The sequence below is a fragment of the Achromobacter xylosoxidans A8 genome (assembly GCF_000165835.1).
Taxonomy (GTDB): Bacteria; Pseudomonadota; Gammaproteobacteria; order Burkholderiales; family Burkholderiaceae_B; genus Achromobacter; species Achromobacter xylosoxidans_B.
The window spans coordinates 1,038,610-1,055,058 of record NC_014640.1 but is presented as its reverse complement, the minus strand read 5'-3'; the positions used below and the strand labels follow the sequence as shown (position 1 = coordinate 1,055,058).

The window sequence follows — 16,449 nt, the reverse complement described above, 5'->3', positions numbered from 1 at the left end:
GCATGCCGCCCCTGGGCGGGTTATCATCCCCCGAACCCCGCAGCCGGTCGAGCGCGCCGTTTCCCGGCGCCGGGACCGCCAGCCACAATCAAGATGAACACTGAATCCCTAGCCCTGGACTTCAAAAGCGCCACCCTCTATGCCATCCGGGTGGTCCTGCACAGCGCCGACCCCGAACGCCTGAACGCCGCCCTGGCCAAGCGCATGGCCGATGCCGGCAGCTTCTTTGAAAACGAACCCGTGGTCGTCGACGCCAGCCGCGTCGAAGAGAAAATCGATTGGACCGCCCTGGTGGCGGCATTGCGCGGCCACAACCTGCCCCCCATCGGCGTGGTGGCCGAAGGCGCCAACCTGGAAGCCGCGCGCGCCGCGGGCCTGGCCCCGGTGGAATTGTCCACGCCCGCGGCCCGGCCCGCGCCGGTAATCGACACCGCGCCGCCCAACGACGTCTCCACCCCGGTGCCATCCGTGCCCGCCGCCGCGGTCGAAACCGCGCCCGCGCCCACCGAAGTGTCCACCGAGCCGGAAGCGCCCGCCGACAAACCCGCGGCCGAACCGCTGCCGGCGCGCGCGGCCAGCAACACTACCTCCGCCGCCAGTCCCACGCCCGCCGCGCCGCACTCGTCGTCGGCGCTGGTCATCACCAAGCCGCTGCGTTCCGGCCAGCGCGTCTATGCGCGCCACACGGACCTGGTGGTGATCGGCATGGTGAGCCAGGGCGCGGAGGTCATCGCCGACGGCAACATCCATGTCTACGGCCCGTTGCGCGGCAAAGCCATGGCAGGCGCTCGCGGCGACACCTCGGCGCGCATCTTCACGACCCACCTGGATGCTGAACTGCTGGCCGTGGCCGGCGTGTACCGCGTGGTCGAGGACAAGCTGGACCGCACCCTGCACAACCAGCCCGCGCTGGTCCGCCTGGATGGCGAGACGCTGCGCATCGAAGCCCTCAAGGCCTGAGATCCGGCGCCAGGCCGCCCGCGGCGGCCGCTGCGCTCGCGCAGACACCCGCGCAAATTTCAACACATCCTGTAAGAAGCCTTACAAGGGCTTTTTGCTTTACGATAACGCGATTTATTCGAACATAAGGGTTTGATCGTCATGACACGCATTGTTGTGGTGACTTCCGGCAAAGGCGGCGTGGGCAAAACCACGACCAGCGCCAGTTTTTCTGCAGGACTCGCGATGCGGGGCCACAAGACCGCTGTCATCGACTTCGATGTCGGCCTGCGCAACCTCGACCTGATCATGGGCTGCGAACGTCGCGTCGTGTACGACTTCGTCAACGTGATCCAGGGCGAAGCCACGCTAAACCAGGCTCTCATCAAGGACAAGCAGCTCGAAAACCTGTTCATCCTGCCCGCCTCGCAAACGCGCGACAAAGACGCGCTGACTCAGGAAGGCGTGGAAAAGGTCATCAACGACCTCAAGGGCATGGGCTTTGACTACATCGTCTGCGACTCGCCCGCCGGCATCGAAACGGGCGCGCTGATGGCCGCCTACTTCGCCGACGACGCGCTGGTCGTGACCAACCCGGAAGTCTCGTCGGTGCGCGACTCCGACCGCATCCTGGGCATCCTGGCCGCCAAGTCCAAGCGCGCCGTGGAAGGCGACGAGCCGGTCAAGGAATACCTGCTGCTGACGCGCTACAGCCCCAAGCGCGTGGTCGACGGCGAAATGCTGTCGCTGGGCGATATCGAGGACATCCTGCGCATCAAGCTGATCGGCGTGATCCCCGAATCGGAAGCGGTGCTGCAGGCATCGAATCAAGGCCTGCCGGCCATCCACCTGCGAGACACCGACGTCTCCGAAGCGTACAAAGACGTCGTGGCCCGCTACCTTGGCGAAGACAAGGCCCTGCGCTTTACCGACTACGAAAAGCCCGGTTTCCTGAAACGCCTGTTCGGAGGCAAGTAAGCAATGTCCTTCCTGTCGTTTCTGCTTGGTCAAAAGAAGACCTCCGCATCCGTCGCCAAGGAACGGTTGCAGATCATCCTGGCCCACGAGCGGGGCCGTGGCGACTCGCCCGATTACCTGCCGCAGCTGCAGCAGGAGCTTATCGCCGTCATTTCGAAGTACGTGAAGATCAACCCCGAGGACATCAAGGTGCACCTGGAACGCCAGGACACGCTGGAGGTCCTGGAGGTAAAGATCGAAATGCCGCAGAACGAGACCTGATGCGGCTGTGCGCCATCACTGGCGTGCACCATGGTCAAAAAAATGCCCGGCGATGCCGGGCATTTGGTTTCTGGAGCAGCGCAAGCCTTAACGTTTGCCGACCTGGTCGCCGATGACGCCGCCGATCGCCGCTCCGCCCACCGTTCCGAGGATGCCGCCGTTGGTGATCACGGCGCCTGCCACGCCGCCCAAGGCGGCGCCACCGACTGTGCTCTTCTGGCGATGGCTCATGCCGTCCCAGGAAGAGCAGCCAGCCATCGCGGCGGTCATTACCAACGCAACACAGATTTTGGAGAGGGATGCGATTTTCATATTTGTGGTTCCTATTCTCGTACCCGAGAACCGCGCATGAAACTGGATGCGAGCGCGCGGTACCCATATGGGCCTGGAACCTTCAGGATCGCAAAATATTCTTGCCCTGGCTGTGAAGTTTGCCCATGAATTGTGTCAAAGGGCGAGTTAATCTTTGCGCGCCCCAGGGACATTGTTGCAGCACGCTGCCGCTATTTGACCAGACGTAACACCTCGCGAAAGCGCGGGTGTTCGCAAGTACGCATCCACTCGAATATCGCCATCTCGGACGTGACGATTTCAGCGCCATGCGCACGCGCGCGGCGCAGCGCCGCGTGATGATCGGCGGGCTTGCGCGAGCCGGCCGCATCCGACACCAGCACCGCGTGATAGCCCAGGTCGATCAAACCGATCACGGTCTGCAGCACGCAGATATGCGCCTCGCAGCCCGCCACCAGGATGGTCTTGCGCGCGGCCGGCAGCCAGGCCTCGAAGCCCGGCTCCAGCGCCGACGAGAAATGCATCTTCTGGAAAGTGGTCTGGATCTGCTCGCGCAGCGGCTCCACGGTCGCGCCCAGCATCTTGGCGTGATGCTCGGTGGCGGCCACCGGCACATCCAGCAAGCGCGCGGCCTGCGCCAGCTTGTGGGCGGCGTTGAGCACTGCCTCATGGTCATGGATGACGGGCATCAGGCGGCCCTGCATGTCGACGATCAGCAGGGTGGAATCGGTAGCGGACAGCAGCATGGCGTGGAACTCCTGGAAGAAGTCTCTAGCATAACGCCGGCAAAAAAAAATCCCGGCGCGGAGCCGGGATTCTTGTCAGGCGCTGATTACTTCAGCGCCTTGTAGCGCAGGCGCTTGGGCTTGGCGCCCTCTTCGCCCAGGCGGCGCTTCTTGTCGGCCTCGTATTCCTGGTAGTTGCCGTCGAAGAACACGACTTGCGAGTCGCCTTCGAAGGCCAGGATGTGCGTGGCGATGCGGTCCAGGAACCAGCGATCGTGGCTGATGACCATGACGCTGCCGGGGAACTCCAGCAGCGCGTCTTCCAGCGCGCGCAGCGTTTCGACGTCGAGGTCGTTGGACGGTTCGTCCAGCAGCAGCACGTTGCCGCCGGCGATCAGCGTCTTGGCCATGTGCAGGCGGCCGCGTTCACCGCCGGACAACTGGCCCACGACCTTGTTCTGGTCGCCGCCCTTGAAGTTGAAGCGGCCCAGATAGGCGCGCGACGACATTTCGAACTTGCCCACGGTGAGCAGGTCGGCGCCGTCGGCCACCGCGTCGAACACGGTCTTCTTGTCTTCCAGCGCATCGCGCGACTGGTCCACGTAGGCCAGCTTGACGGTCTGGCCGATGTTGACCTCGCCCGAATCGGGCTGCTCGCGGCCCGCGATCATGCGGAACAGCGTCGACTTACCGGCGCCGTTGGCGCCGATGATGCCGACGATGGCGCCAGGCGGCACCTTGAAGCTGAGGTTGTCGATCAGCAGGCGGTCGCCGTAGGCCTTGCTGACGTTATTGAATTCGATGACCTCGTTGCCCAGGCGCTCGCCCACCGGAATGAAGATTTCCTGGGTTTCGTTGCGCTTCTGGTATTCGTAGGACGACAGTTCCTCGAAGCGGGCCAGGCGCGCCTTGGCCTTGGCCTGGCGGCCCTTCGGGTTCTGGCGCACCCACTCCAATTCCTTCTTGATGGTCTTCTGGCGGGCGGATTCGGACGACTCTTCCTGCTTCAGGCGGTCTTCCTTCTGCTCCAGCCACGAGCTGTAGTTGCCCTTCCAGGGAATACCGTAGCCGCGGTCCAGTTCCAGGATCCATTCGGCCGCGTTGTCCAGGAAGTAGCGGTCGTGGGTCACGCCCACCACGGTCCCCGGGAACTTGTGCAGGAACTGCTCCAGCCATTCCACGCTTTCGGCGTCCAGATGGTTGGTGGGTTCGTCCAGCAGCAGCATGTCGGGCTTGGACAGCAGCAGGCGGCACAGCGCCACGCGGCGCTTTTCGCCGCCGGACAGCTTGCCGACGATGGCGTCCCAGGGCGGCAGGCGCAGCGCGTCGGCCGCGATTTCCATCTGGTGTTCGATATCGTCCGCGCCGCTGGAGGCTGCGGCGGCGATGATGGCTTCGAGCTCGGCCTGCTCAGCGGCCAGCGCGTCGAAATCGGCGTCCGGCTCGGCGTAGGCGGCATAGACCTCGTCCAGGCGCTTCTTGGCGGTGACGACGGCGCCCAGGCCCTCTTCCACCGACTGGCGCACCGTGTGCTCGGGGTTGAGCTGCGGTTCCTGCGGCAGGTAGCCGATATTCAGGCCCGGCATGGGGATGGCTTCGCCCTCGATTTCCTTATCGACGCCGGCCATGATCTTCAGCAGCGTCGACTTGCCCGAGCCGTTCAGGCCCAGCACGCCGATCTTGGCGCCAGGAAAAAACGAAAGCGAGATATCGCGCAGGATCTGCCGCTTGGGCGGCACGATCTTGCCGACGCGGTTCATGGTGTAGACGTATTGGGCCATGGGCTCGTAGGAGTGATATAGCTGATGAACCGTTGATTGTAGGCCGGAACCCTGACCCGCGTGTGTCCGTGGCCGGATACCCGGCCTGCGTCGCCTGTCCCGGCCTTCAAGCGACCTTGGGGCGCGCCGCCCTGGCCCCCGTACCCGTCTGCGCCAGCATCACCCCGGCCAGCGCCATCGCCCCGCCGACGATGTGGAACAGATGCGGCTTTTCGTCCAGGAACACGGCCGCGATCGCCACCGTGGCCACCGGCATGACATTCAGGAAGATGCTGGCGCGGTTGGGTCCCAGGTGCTTCACGCCCTGCATCCACAGGAAGGGCGCGAACAGCGACGGAAACACCGCCGCATACAGCACCAGCGGCAGGTTGTCGCCATTGAGCGGCGAAGGCGGCGCCATCAGGAAGGCCGGCAGCTGGAACAGCACGCCGAAAGCCACCTGCACATACAGCGACTGCCACGGCCCCACCGGCAAGGCCCAGCGGCGCAGCAGCACCCCGTACAGCGCGTAGGCCAGCGCGCCTATGCCCATCAGCAGGTCGCCACGGTTGGCGCCCACTTCCAACAGGCGCGCGGGATCGCCCTCGCCGATCAGCAGGGCCAGGCCCGCCAGCGATAGCAGGCCGCCCAGCATGGCCATGACCGAGGGCAGTTCGCGCAGCAGCAGCGCCACCACCGCTATGGTCATCAGCGGAATCATCGCGGTGATGATGCCCATATTGGTGGCCGTGGTGCTGGCCGCCGCCACATAGGCCAGGCCCTGGTACAGCGCCATGCCCAGCCCGCCCAGCACCGCCAGCTTGGGCAGGTGGGGCAGGATCTGGCGGCGCTGCGCCCAGACGCCCGGCAGCACGAAGGGCGTCAGCGCCACGCCGGCCAGGGCCCAGCGGTAGAAGCCGATGGCGGCCGGCGCGATGGCGCTGGCCGCCATCTTGGTGACGATCATGTTGACCGACCAGATCAGGGCTGCCAGCAGCGGGTACAGCAGATAACGGGCAGGAATATGCGGGGTGGAGACGCGCGTCATAAGGGCAATGCACAGGCAAGGAGAAGAGGAGAGCAGTGTAGGTTCTGTCCGACTCGATGTATATAATGAAAAACAGACAAAACCAGACGAAGTTCCGACATGTCAGCCGCCGATTCCGCGCCCGCCCTGGCCAGCCACCTGCCCTATCCGCTGGCCTGCCGCATCCTGCATTTCACGCCGAACTCGCGCATGAAGCGCCACAGCTCGCCCTGGGCGGAACTGAACCTCGCCATCTCCGGCATCATGGAAATCGGCATAGGCGACATCACCTATCTGTCGCCGCCGCAGTACGCCATCTGGATACCGCCGCATGTCGAGCATTGCTGCCAGAACGAGGGCGAGGTGCACTACGCCTGTATCGACATCCCCGCCGCGGCCTGTGCCGGCCTGCCGAAGGAACCGTGCACGCTGGAGATCAGCCCGGTCATGCGCGCCATCCTGGGCGACTTCGAGCGGCGCGGCATCAGCTATCCGGATACGCCTGAAGACCGGCGCATGGCGCAGATCGTCATCGACCAGGCGCGCCAGGCGCGGGCCTACGCCAGTTACCTGCCCGCCACCTCCGATCCGCTGCTCGCGCCCATCCTGTCGGCGCTGCAGCACAGCCCGGGCGACAAGCGCGGCGCCGCGCACTGGGCCGCCACCGCGAACATCACTGAGCGCACGCTGCTGCGCCACTGCCAGCAGCACCTGGGCATGTCATTCAATGAATGGCGCCTGCGGCTGCGCGTGGTCAGCGCCCTGGGCATGCTGGACGCGGGCCGGCCGGTACAGGCCGTCGCGCGCGAGCTGGGCTACAGCACGCCCTCGGCCTTCATCGCCATGTTCCAGCGGCTTACGGGTGAATCGCCCGACAACGCGCGCAGGCGCAGCCAGGGCGGCGCGCCCGCGCCATGACCCCGGGAAACCGCGTCATCCAAGCGCCTGATGCAAGGCGCGGCCGATCGCGAGACAATACGGCTGTAGCCAGGGCCTGTAGCGGGCCCGTATCTTGCCGTGCCGTCGCGGCTTCATCGCGCCCAGGAACCCTCTTCATGTCTGCCTCCGCCACTCCCCCCGCCTCCTTGACCCATTTCAGTACCGCCGAACTGGACATGCTGGCCAAGACCGCCGACGCCTTGAGCGCCTATCTGGGCAAGCCCGTGCTGGCCGAAGTGGTGCTGGGCGATGACGGCACCGAATGGGTGACCTATGGCGTGCCCATGGATGAAAACGCCAAGCCCGACGAAGACCAGACCCACGTCCAACTGGGCGGCCCGGGCGCCCGCCTGCTGGGCAATCGCGGCGGCCTGCCCCAGTCCGACGACGACACTTACGATTGCCTATACCTCTGGGCCGTCGAGATATCGCTGAACGAAGGCGAGCGCTTCATCAAGCTGGACCACGACGGCGAAGAGTCCGCCTGGTCCGACAATCTGGAAGATGTGCTGCCGTTCGCCCTGACGGAAGAGCCCGTGCCGGAGGATCCGGACGCGGAGGATGACGAGGACGAGGAAGACGAGGACGATGAGGACGAGGCGGACGGCCACGACCACGATCACCCTCACGACCACAACCACCGCCACTGAAGCGGCGCCGGACGGCGCGTTGCGGCTGGCCTGGCGCCAGGCAACCGCGCCGTCCACGGATCAGACGGAGATCCGCCCTTCCTGCACGGCGTGGCAGGCCACCACCGACACTCCCGCCGCCATCGCCGCTGGCGCCTCGGCCTTGCAGCGCTCATTCGCATGCGGGCAGCGCGGATGGAAGGTGCAGCCCGAAGGCGGGTTCAAGGGATTGGGCACTTCGCCCGCCACCGCGGTGCGCGGCTTGCCCGCGCCGTTGATGTCGGGAATGGCTTCCAGCAGCATGCGCGTGTACGGATGGCGCGGTCGCGCGAACAACTCGTCGCGCGGCGCCACTTCCACCATGCGGCCCAGGTACATCACCCCTACCCGGTCGGCCACGTGGTGCACCACCGCCAGGTTGTGGGAAATGAACAGATAGGTCAGCCCCAGGTTGCGCTGCAGGTCCTTCATCAGGTTCAGCACCTGCGCCTGCACCGACACGTCCAGCGCCGAGGTCGGCTCGTCGCACACCAGGAACTCGGGATTCACCGCCAGCGCCCGCGCAATCGAAATGCGCTGGCGCTGGCCGCCTGAAAACTGGTGCGGATAGCGGCCCTGGTCGGCCGGATCCAGGCCCACCTGCTTGAGCAGTTCGCCGACGCGCGCGCTGCGCTCGTCGGCCGTCATGGCGGTGTGGGTCAGCATGGGCTCGGCGATGATGCGGCCCACGCGCCAGCGCGGATTCAGGCTGGCATAGGGATCCTGGAAAATCATTTGCAGGCGCTTGCGCAGGGCGCGGCCGCCCGGCTCCGACATGCGCGACAAGGGCTGTCCGTCAAAGCGAATGTCGCCGCGGGTCAGGCCGTACAGGCCCACCAGCATGCGCGCCACGGTCGACTTGCCGCAGCCCGATTCGCCCACCAGCGCCAGCGTTTCGCCGCGCGCGATCTCGAACGAGACCCCGTCCACGGCGCGCAGCATCACGCGCGGCTTGCCCGCGAGCTTGCGCTCCAGCCACGGCGGCGACACATCGAACCAGCGCGCGGCGTCCTTTACTTCTACCAAGGGCGTCGTCATGCGGCCACCTTATCGTTGTTGTCGTGCAGCCAACAGGCCGCGCGCGAGGTGCCGGCCGCCATCAGCTCCGGCCGCTCCACGCCGCAACGCGGCAGACGCTGGCCGCAGCGCGGATTGAAGGCACAGCCCGGCGGAATGGCGTTCAGGCGCGGCATGCTGCCGTCGATCTGCACCAGTCTTTCAGCATGCCCTTCCAGCGACGGGATCGATCCCATCAGTCCTGTCGTGTAGGGATGGCGCGGCTTGTGAATCACGTCCGCCACCGGGCCGATCTCGGCCACGCGGCCCGCGTACATCACCGCCACGCGGTCGGCGGTTTCGGCAATCACACCCATGTCGTGCGTGATCAGCATCACCGCCGTGCCGTTTTCGCGGCACAGGCGCTTGAGCAGCTCGATGATCTGCGCCTGGATCGACACGTCCAGCGCGGTCGTGGGTTCGTCCGCCACCACCAGCTTGGGTTCGGCCGCAAGCGCCAGCGCGATCACCACGCGCTGCCGCATGCCGCCGGAAAACTGGTGCGGGTAGTGGTCGATGCGCTCGCGCGCGGCCGGGATGCCGGTCGATGCCAGCAGCTCCACCGCGCGCGCGCGCGCCTGGGACCAGCTCAGGTCCAGGTGGGTCACGATGGTTTCCGCCAATTGCCGGCCTACCGTGTACAGCGGGTTCAGCGAGGTCAGCGGGTCCTGGAACACCGCGCCGATTTCGCGGCCGCGCACGCGGCGCATCTGTTCGTCGGGCAGGTTGTCGATACGGCGGCCCGCCAGGAGGATCTCGCCCGCGGCGATGCGGCCGGGAGGCTCCAGCAGACCGATGATGGATGCGCCGGTCAAGGATTTGCCGGCGCCGGATTCGCCCACTACGCCCAGGACTTCGCCAGCCTGGATGGAAAAGGACACGTCGTCCAGGGCGCGCAGCGTGCCGCGGCGCGTGGGAAATTCCACGCGCAGATTGCGGACTTCTAGAAGTGCGCTCATGTAAACCTCAATTCAGACGCGGGTTGAGCGCATCGCGCAGCCAGTCGCCCAGCAGGTTGACCGACAGCACCAGCAGCACCAGCGCCGCGCCGGGGAAGATGGTGATCCACCATTCCCCTGAAAACAGGAAGTCGTTGCCGATGCGGATCAGCGTGCCCAGCGACGGCGCCGTCGGCGGCACCCCCACGCCCAGGAACGACAGCGTGGCTTCGGTGATGATGGCCGTGGCCAGATGCACCGTGGCCAGCACCAGCACCGGTCCCAGCACATTGGGCAGCACGTGGCGGAACATGATGACGGGCGAGGCCACGCCGATCACGCGCGCCGCCTGCACGTACTCGCGGTTCTTCTCCACCAGGGTAGAGCCGCGCACCGTGCGCGCGTACTGCGGCCAGCCCGCCAACGCGATCGCGCCGATCAGCACCGGGAACGCGATCAGCTCGTGCAGCTCGCGCGGCACAGCCGCCCGCGCCACGCCGTCGATCAGCAACGCGATCAGGATCGCAGGAAACGACAGCTGCACGTCGGCGATACGCATGATGAAGGCGTCGATGCGCCCGCCCGCGTAACCCGAAATCAGCCCCAGCACGATGCCGATCAGCATGGACAGCAGCACCGAGGCCAGGCCGATCAAGAGCGACACGCGAGTGCCATACAGGATGGCCGAATACAGGTCGCGGCCCTGGCTGTCGGTGCCCAGCAGATAGGTCGGCAGGCCGTTGGCCTCCCATGCCGGCGGCAGCAGCGCGTCCAGCAGTTCCACCTTGGTCAGGTCGAACGGGTTGTGCGGCGCCACCCAGCCGGCCCCGAAGGAGCCGATCAGCAGCAGCGCCAGCATCACGGTGGCGATGATGGCCACGGGCGCCCGGCGCCAGGCCCAGGCGATGTCGCTGTCCCAGCAGCGTTTGAGTACGGCGCGCATCAGTGAGCCCCCCCGCCGCGGGTCAGCCCGGAACGCAGGCGCGGGTCCACGACAAAATACAAAAGATCGACGATCAGGTTGATCACCACGAATACCAGCGCGATCAGGCACAGGTAGGCCGCCATGACCGGCACATCGGCAAACTGCACCGCCTGGATGAACAGCAACCCCATGCCCGGCCACTGGAACACGGTTTCCGTGACGATGGCGAAAGCGATGATGCCGCCCAGCTGCAGGCCGGTGATGGTGATGACTGGCACCATCGTGTTCTTCAGCGCATGGCCGAAGTGGATGGCGCGGCGCTTCAGCCCGCGGGCGCGAGCGAACTTGATGTAGTCCGAACGCAGCACCTCCAGCATTTCCGAACGCACCAGCCGCAGCACCAGGGTCATCTGGAACAGCGACAAGGTGATGGACGGCAGGATCAGGTGCTTCCAGCCCGTGGCGGTGAATAGTCCCGAGGACCACCAACCCACGCTGACGGTGTCGCCCCGCCCGTAGCTGGGCAGCCAGCCCAGTTGCACAGAGAACACCAGGATCAGCAGGATGCCGATCAGGAAGGTGGGCAGCGACACCCCCAGCAAGGAGCCGGCCAGCAACAACTGCGACACCAGGCTGTTGCGCTTGAGCGCGGTGTACACACCCAGCGGCACGCCCACCAGCAGCGCCAGCAAGGCAGCCACCATCGACAGTTCCAGCGTGGCCGGCAGGCGGGATTTCAGCAAGGTGGAAACCGGTTCGCTCTGGCGCAGGGATATGCCGAAATTGCCCTGCAGGGCGTTGGCCACGAAGTGGCCGAATTGGACGATGGCGGGCTCGTTCAGCCCCAGGCGCTCACGCAGTTCGATGCGCTCGGCATCGGTGGCGTCCTGTCCCAGCATGATGGTGACAGGGTCGCCGACGTATTGAAAAAGCACAAAGGCCAGTAGCGCGACGGTGAGCATCACCGCTACGGCCTGCAACAGGCGACGCAGTATGAAAGCAAACATAGGCGGAAAAGGCGTAACAGCGAAAGCCCGCCGGCCTGTTCAGCATGAACAGGCCGGCGGGCTGCGCCGTTTGATTAGCCTGGATCAGTCAACCTTGACCCAATCGGCAACGAGGCGATTGTCGGCACGGTGGACGACCGTGACGTTCTTGCGCATGGCCCAGGGAATGACCTGGTCGTGCAGCGGGATGTGGCCGAAGTCCTTGGCGTGCCCTTGCAGCACGGTGATGATGTCGGCGTCGCGCTTGGCCGGATCGGTTTCGGTCTTGATCCGGTCGATGATGACGTCCAGTTCCTTGTTGCTGTAGTTGCCCAGGTTGTACATGCCGTCCGCGCCCTCACCCTTGGTGCGGATCAGGTTCTGCAGCGTGTACATGGCGTCGAACGTGGGCACGCCCCAGCCGAACAGGAAGGCGCTGGTGTCGAACGACTGCACCTTGGGGAAATAGGTGGAGCGCGGCATGGCGTTCATGGTGGCCTTGACGCCGACCTTGGCCCACATGCCGACGACCGCCTGGCAGATGGCTTCGTCGTTGATGTAGCGGTTGTTCGGGCAGTCCAGCGTGAAGTTCAGCGTGCCGTCATAGCCGGCTTCCTTCAGCAGGGCGCGCGACTTTTCCGGATCGTAGGGCACGCGCGCCTGCAGCGACTGGGCCCAGCCATGCACCTGCGGCGCGATCATCGTGCCGGTGGGCGCGGACAGGCCGCGCATCACGGCGCGCTTGATCGCGTCCACGTCGATGGCGCGGTACAGCGCTTCCCGCACGCGGATGTCCTGGAACGGGTTCTTGCCCTTGATGTTGGAGTACTGGAGTTCCGGACGCTTCTGGTCCAGGCCCAGGTAGATGGTGCGGTACTCGTTGCCTTCCACGACCTTGGCCGACTGGCGCAGGCGCTCCAGGTCCTGGGCCGCCGGATCCAGCACGAAGTCGATTTCGCCCGACAGCAGCGCCGCGGTGCGCGTGGCGTTCTGCTTGATCGGCGTGAACACGACCTCGGTCACGTTGCCGACCTTGCCGGCCTTGTTCCACCAGTCCTTGTTTTCCTCGAACACCGTGCGCACGTCCACTTCGCGCGACTTCAGCTTGTAGGGGCCGGTGCCGTTGGTGTTGCGCGCGGCGTAGGTCTCTTCCTTGTTGACGAAGTCCTGCGGCTTGGCGGCGTTGTTCTTTTCCGACCAGGCCTTGTTCATGATGAACACGTTGGTCAGCTGGCGCAGCAGCACGGGATTGGGCGCCGAGGTTTCGATCTCGACCGTCAGGTCGTCGACCTTGCGCGCTTCCTTGATGCCGGTGGTGTAGGCCTTGTAGTTCGAGGTGGGCGCCATGGCGCGGTGGATCGAGAACACCACGTCGTCGGCGGTAAAGGCGGCGCCGTCATGGAACTTCACGCCGGGGCGCAACTTGAAGCGGTACAGCGTGGGCGACACCTGCTCCCATTCCGTGGCCAGACGCGGGTTGATCTTGAAGGACTTGTCGTAGTCCACCAGCGGTTCGTAGACATAGCTGTTGGCGGCGATCGTCATGCCTTCGTTCTGCGAGTGCGGATCGAAGGTGAGGATGTCGCCCTGGGCGGCCCAGCGGAAGGTCTTGGCCTGCCCGATCGTGGGCAAGGCGACGGCGGCGGCGATCGCGATAGCAATCAAAGTGCGGCGCATAGGTTCAACTCCTGACTGTAGTCTGAATACCGGCGCGATATTGCCTAGCCGCAAGACCTCCGTCAATTGAGGGTTTATGCGTACCGTAGGGGGTTTTCACAGAGGGAAAACCTATTGGGGACACATAAGCTTGTAACAAAATAATCGAAGCAAACAGCGTTGGGTATGTCCGGGGGGCGTCCGCCCAGCTATTCGTCGTCCGGCACCGACAGTTCCAGCGGCACGTGCTCCGTCATCAGTACCTCGAGCATGTCGATCAGCATCGCGGCTTTTTCCTCGCCGAAAGGCGCGAGCACGGCCTTCTGGTGCTGCAAGGCCTGATCGCACAGCGCGGCGATCAGGTTGCTGCCCTTGGCGGTGATGCAGACCCGGGTCTGGCGCCGGTCGGCGCGCACGCCGGTGCGCGCCACCAGGCCTTCGGCCTCCATGCGCTGCACCACCTTGCTCAAGGTCGGCTGCTTGGTGATGGCCAGCACCGCCAGCATGCCTATGGTTTCGCCCGGGCTGCCCTGCAGGCTGGCCAGTACCCGCCATTCGGTCACCGACAGGCCGGCCGAATTCACCTGCAGATGGAATTCCGCAGAAATGCGCTGGCTGGCCTGCGCCAGCAGATAGGCCAGATAACCATCGACGAAGCGGGCCTTGTGCGCCGCCGCGTCCGTGTCCCGCTGCTTGTCCAACCGCATGTTGCTTTGCTCCCACGCACCGGAATCCAGGGCCTGCGCCGGCCCGACGAAATGCGCATTGCACCACGCTGGCGCAACCACGCGCCATGATGTGCCGCAATGCTGTTGCGCAGCACAGGGTATACCCGGAATCGCAACCCGTTTTTGCACCATCGCAGCGCCTGAATCGCGCTGCGAACTAGAGAACAACGAGTATATACGTCATTGTTTTAGCGTGATATTTTTTGTTTTCCATGAAATTTCATCTTTTTTGTTGACAGCTAAAACGTTGACTCCTAAAGTATTTTTAAGACGAGAATTTCCTGACGTGACGATGCTGCGCAGCAGCAACCATTGAGGACCCGCAGGCCGGGCCGCGAAGGAGTGCCAGATGGCTGAAAGGTCTTTCAAAAAAGAAGTCCAGCAATTGCGCATCGGCGCGGGCGAAGAGTTCCGCGGAGAAGGCATTCTTGCGGTCACCAAGGCCTTGCTGCAATCCGGCGTGGGCTACGTCGCGGGTTACCAGGGTTCGCCGATCTCGCACCTGATGGACGTGCTGGCCGACGCCAACGACATCCTCCAGGAACTGGGCGTACACTTCGAGGCCAGCGCCTCCGAAGCCACCGCGGCGGCCACCCTGGCCGCGTCGGTCATGTACCCCATTCGCGGCGCCGTCACCTGGAAATCCACGGTGGGCACCAACGTCGCGTCCGACGCGCTGGCCAACCTGGCTTCCGGCGGCGTCACGGGCGGCTCGCTCGTGATCGTGGGCGAGGACTACGGCGAAGGCTCGTCCATCATGCAGGAACGCTCGCACGCGTTCGCCATGAAGTCGCAGATCTGGCTGCTGGATCCGCGCCCCAATCTGGAAAGCATGGTCAAGGCCGTGGAAGACGGCTTCGAGCTGTCCGAGGCCAGCAAGACACCTGTAATGCTGCAACTGCGCATCCGCGGCTGCCACGTGCACGGCCGCTTCATCGCCAAGGAAAACAAGCGTCCCGCCTTCTCGCTGGCGCAGGCGCTGGAAAGCCCGGCGCGCGACACCAGCCGCATCGTGCTGCCGCCCGCCTCCTTCCTGCACGAGCAGGAAAAGATCAAGGAACGCTGGCCCGCTGCCATCCGCTACATCAAGGAACACAAGCTCAACGAGCACTTCGACGGCGACCAGGACGATATCGGACTGATCCTGCAAGGCGGCCTCTACAACGGCGTGATCCGCGCCCTGCAACTGCTGGGCCTGGCCGACAACTTCGGCAACAGCCGCATCCCGCTGTACGTCATGAACGTGACCTACCCCGTCATCGAGGACGAGGTCATAGCCTTCTGCCGCGGCAAGCGCGCCGTGCTGCTGCTGGAAGAAGGCCAGCCCGACTACATCGAACAGAACCTGCACGCCGTGCTGCGCCGCGCCGGCATCGACACCAAGCTGTCCGGCAAGGACGTGCTGCCGATGGCGGGCGAATACACCACCCAGGTCATGCGCGACGGCCTGCGTGAATTCCTCAAGCGTCAGCGTCCGGAATCGCTGCAGACGCATCCCGCCGCCGCGGCCGACGCCGAAGCTGCCGCCAGCCAGCTCCAGATCACCGAGGTGGCGCGGCCCAAGCCCGCCCGCCCGGCCGAACAACCCATCACCTTCCACAAGCACGTCGAGGGCCTGGCCGCCGTGGTGCCGCCGCGCCCCGCCGGCTTCTGTACGGGCTGTCCGGAACGGCCGATCTTCTCGGCCCTGACGCTGGCGCAGGAGACACTGGGCCAGCACCACATCTCCTGCGACATCGGCTGCCACCTGTTCTCCATCCTGCCGCCGTTCAACCTGGGCGCCACCACCATGGGCTACGGCCTGGGCGCGTCCAGCGCGGCAGCCTTCAACGTGCCGGCCGCCAAGCGTCCCATCTCCATCATGGGCGACGGCGGCTTCTGGCATAACGGGCTGTCCTCGGGCATCGGCAACGCGGTGTTCAACAAGTACGACGGCGTCATCGTCATCGTCGACAACTTCTACGCCTCGGCCACGGGCGGCCAGGACATCCTGTCCTCGCGCGCCGAAAATCCGGACCGCTCCACCAACAACCCGATCGACCAGGCCGTGCGCGGCGTGGGCGTGAAATGGGTGCGCACGCTGGACCGCACCTATGACGTGGCCAAGGTGCGCGCCACCATCGAGGAAGCGCTGACCACCGACATCAAGGGCCCCAAGGTCATCATCGCGCAGTCGGAATGCATGCTGAACAAGCAGCGCCGCATCAAGCCGCTGTTCAACAAGGCAGTCAAGGAAGGCAAGCGCGTGGTGAAGGAACGCTTCGGCGTGGACCCGGACGTCTGCACCGGCGACCACGCCTGCATCCGCCTGTCGGGCTGCCCGTCGCTGACGGTCAAGGATAGCGGCGACCCCTTGAAGGAAGACCCGGTGGCGCACGTGGAAAGCAGCTGCGTGGGCTGCGGCAATTGCGGCGAAGTCGCCCATGCCGCGGTGCTCTGCCCATCCTTCTACCGCGCCGACATCGTCCACAACCCGACCGGCCGCGACCGCTTCCTGGCGCGCATGCGCACCGCCGTCATCGGCTTCCTGCAACGCCGCCGCGCCGCGCGCCTGGCCCACTACGCCCTCTGA

At 65.3% G+C, this 16,449-nt stretch carries 16 protein-coding genes; 6 read left to right on the top strand and 10 right to left on the bottom strand.

Annotation, left to right across the window (positions count from 1 at the left end; all coding sequences use genetic code 11):
- The first annotated feature begins 93 nt into the window (after positions 1-93).
- The 3 genes from minC to minE all read left to right on the top strand — a co-directional run bounded on the left by minC (position 94) and on the right by minE (position 2,178).
- On the top strand, positions 94-960 hold the full coding sequence (gene minC, locus AXYL_RS04870; RefSeq protein WP_013391712.1) for a septum site-determining protein MinC: 867 nt from the start codon (positions 94-96) through the stop codon (positions 958-960).
- 141 nt (positions 961-1,101) lie between these two features.
- On the top strand, positions 1,102-1,917 hold the full coding sequence (gene minD / locus AXYL_RS04865) for a septum site-determining protein MinD (RefSeq protein ID WP_041652327.1): 816 nt from the start codon (positions 1,102-1,104) through the stop codon (positions 1,915-1,917).
- 3 nt (positions 1,918-1,920) lie between these two features.
- Entirely contained in the window at positions 1,921-2,178 is a 258-nt protein-coding gene (gene minE / locus AXYL_RS04860; RefSeq protein WP_006217654.1) for a cell division topological specificity factor MinE, read from the top strand.
- A gap of 87 nt (positions 2,179-2,265) precedes the next feature.
- Here minE and AXYL_RS04855 read toward each other — a convergent pair whose 3' ends face one another.
- From AXYL_RS04855 to AXYL_RS04840, 4 genes are all read right to left on the bottom strand, one after another.
- Entirely contained in the window at positions 2,266-2,490 is a 225-nt protein-coding gene (locus tag AXYL_RS04855; protein ID WP_013391710.1) for a glycine zipper 2TM domain-containing protein, read from the bottom strand.
- Between the two features lie 191 nt (positions 2,491-2,681).
- Entirely contained in the window at positions 2,682-3,215 is a 534-nt protein-coding gene (locus tag AXYL_RS04850) for an isochorismatase family protein (protein ID WP_013391709.1), read from the bottom strand.
- Between the two features lie 86 nt (positions 3,216-3,301).
- Positions 3,302-4,975 (bottom strand): energy-dependent translational throttle protein EttA, encoded by a 1,674-nt coding sequence (gene ettA / locus AXYL_RS04845; protein WP_013391708.1) that lies wholly within the window; start codon positions 4,973-4,975, stop codon positions 3,302-3,304.
- Positions 4,976-5,081: 106 nt separating this feature from the next.
- Positions 5,082-6,002: a DMT family transporter gene (locus AXYL_RS04840; RefSeq protein WP_013391707.1), complete on the bottom strand. Its 921-nt coding sequence runs from the start codon at positions 6,000-6,002 to the stop codon at positions 5,082-5,084.
- A gap of 99 nt (positions 6,003-6,101) precedes the next feature.
- On the opposite strand from AXYL_RS04840, the gene AXYL_RS04835 reads away from it, so the two are divergent.
- Entirely contained in the window at positions 6,102-6,899 is a 798-nt protein-coding gene (locus AXYL_RS04835) for an AraC family transcriptional regulator (protein WP_013391706.1), read from the top strand.
- A gap of 137 nt (positions 6,900-7,036) precedes the next feature.
- On the top strand, positions 7,037-7,570 hold the full coding sequence (locus AXYL_RS04830; RefSeq protein ID WP_013391705.1) for a hypothetical protein: 534 nt from the start codon (positions 7,037-7,039) through the stop codon (positions 7,568-7,570).
- Positions 7,571-7,630: 60 nt separating this feature from the next.
- Here AXYL_RS04830 and AXYL_RS04825 read toward each other — a convergent pair whose 3' ends face one another.
- The 6 genes from AXYL_RS04825 to AXYL_RS04800 form a co-directional block, all read right to left on the bottom strand.
- A complete protein-coding gene (locus AXYL_RS04825; protein ID WP_013391704.1) occupies positions 7,631-8,626 on the bottom strand; it encodes an ABC transporter ATP-binding protein in 996 nt (331 codons plus the stop codon).
- A complete protein-coding gene (locus AXYL_RS04820; protein ID WP_013391703.1) occupies positions 8,623-9,603 on the bottom strand; it encodes an ABC transporter ATP-binding protein in 981 nt (326 codons plus the stop codon). Before AXYL_RS04820 ends, AXYL_RS04825 begins: the two co-directional genes overlap by 4 nt.
- A gap of 7 nt (positions 9,604-9,610) precedes the next feature.
- Complete coding sequence (locus AXYL_RS04815; protein WP_013391702.1) at positions 9,611-10,525, bottom strand: ABC transporter permease; 915 nt, start codon at positions 10,523-10,525, stop codon at positions 9,611-9,613.
- Positions 10,525-11,514, bottom strand: coding sequence for an ABC transporter permease (locus AXYL_RS04810; RefSeq protein ID WP_013391701.1), 990 nt, complete (start codon positions 11,512-11,514; stop codon positions 10,525-10,527). The genes AXYL_RS04815 and AXYL_RS04810 overlap by 1 nt, the downstream gene beginning before the upstream one ends.
- Positions 11,515-11,598: 84 nt before the next feature.
- Positions 11,599-13,170 carry an ABC transporter substrate-binding protein gene (locus AXYL_RS04805; protein WP_013391700.1) on the bottom strand — a complete coding sequence of 524 codons (1,572 nt, stop codon included), beginning with the start codon at positions 13,168-13,170 and terminating at the stop codon, positions 11,599-11,601.
- 188 nt (positions 13,171-13,358) lie between these two features.
- Positions 13,359-13,856 (bottom strand): MarR family winged helix-turn-helix transcriptional regulator, encoded by a 498-nt coding sequence (locus AXYL_RS04800; protein WP_041652321.1) that lies wholly within the window; start codon positions 13,854-13,856, stop codon positions 13,359-13,361.
- Between the two features lie 370 nt (positions 13,857-14,226).
- Here AXYL_RS04800 and AXYL_RS04795 point away from each other — a divergent pair, with 370 nt between their 5' ends.
- Positions 14,227-16,449, top strand: a complete 2,223-nt coding sequence (locus tag AXYL_RS04795) for an indolepyruvate ferredoxin oxidoreductase subunit alpha (protein WP_013391698.1) — start codon at positions 14,227-14,229, stop codon at positions 16,447-16,449.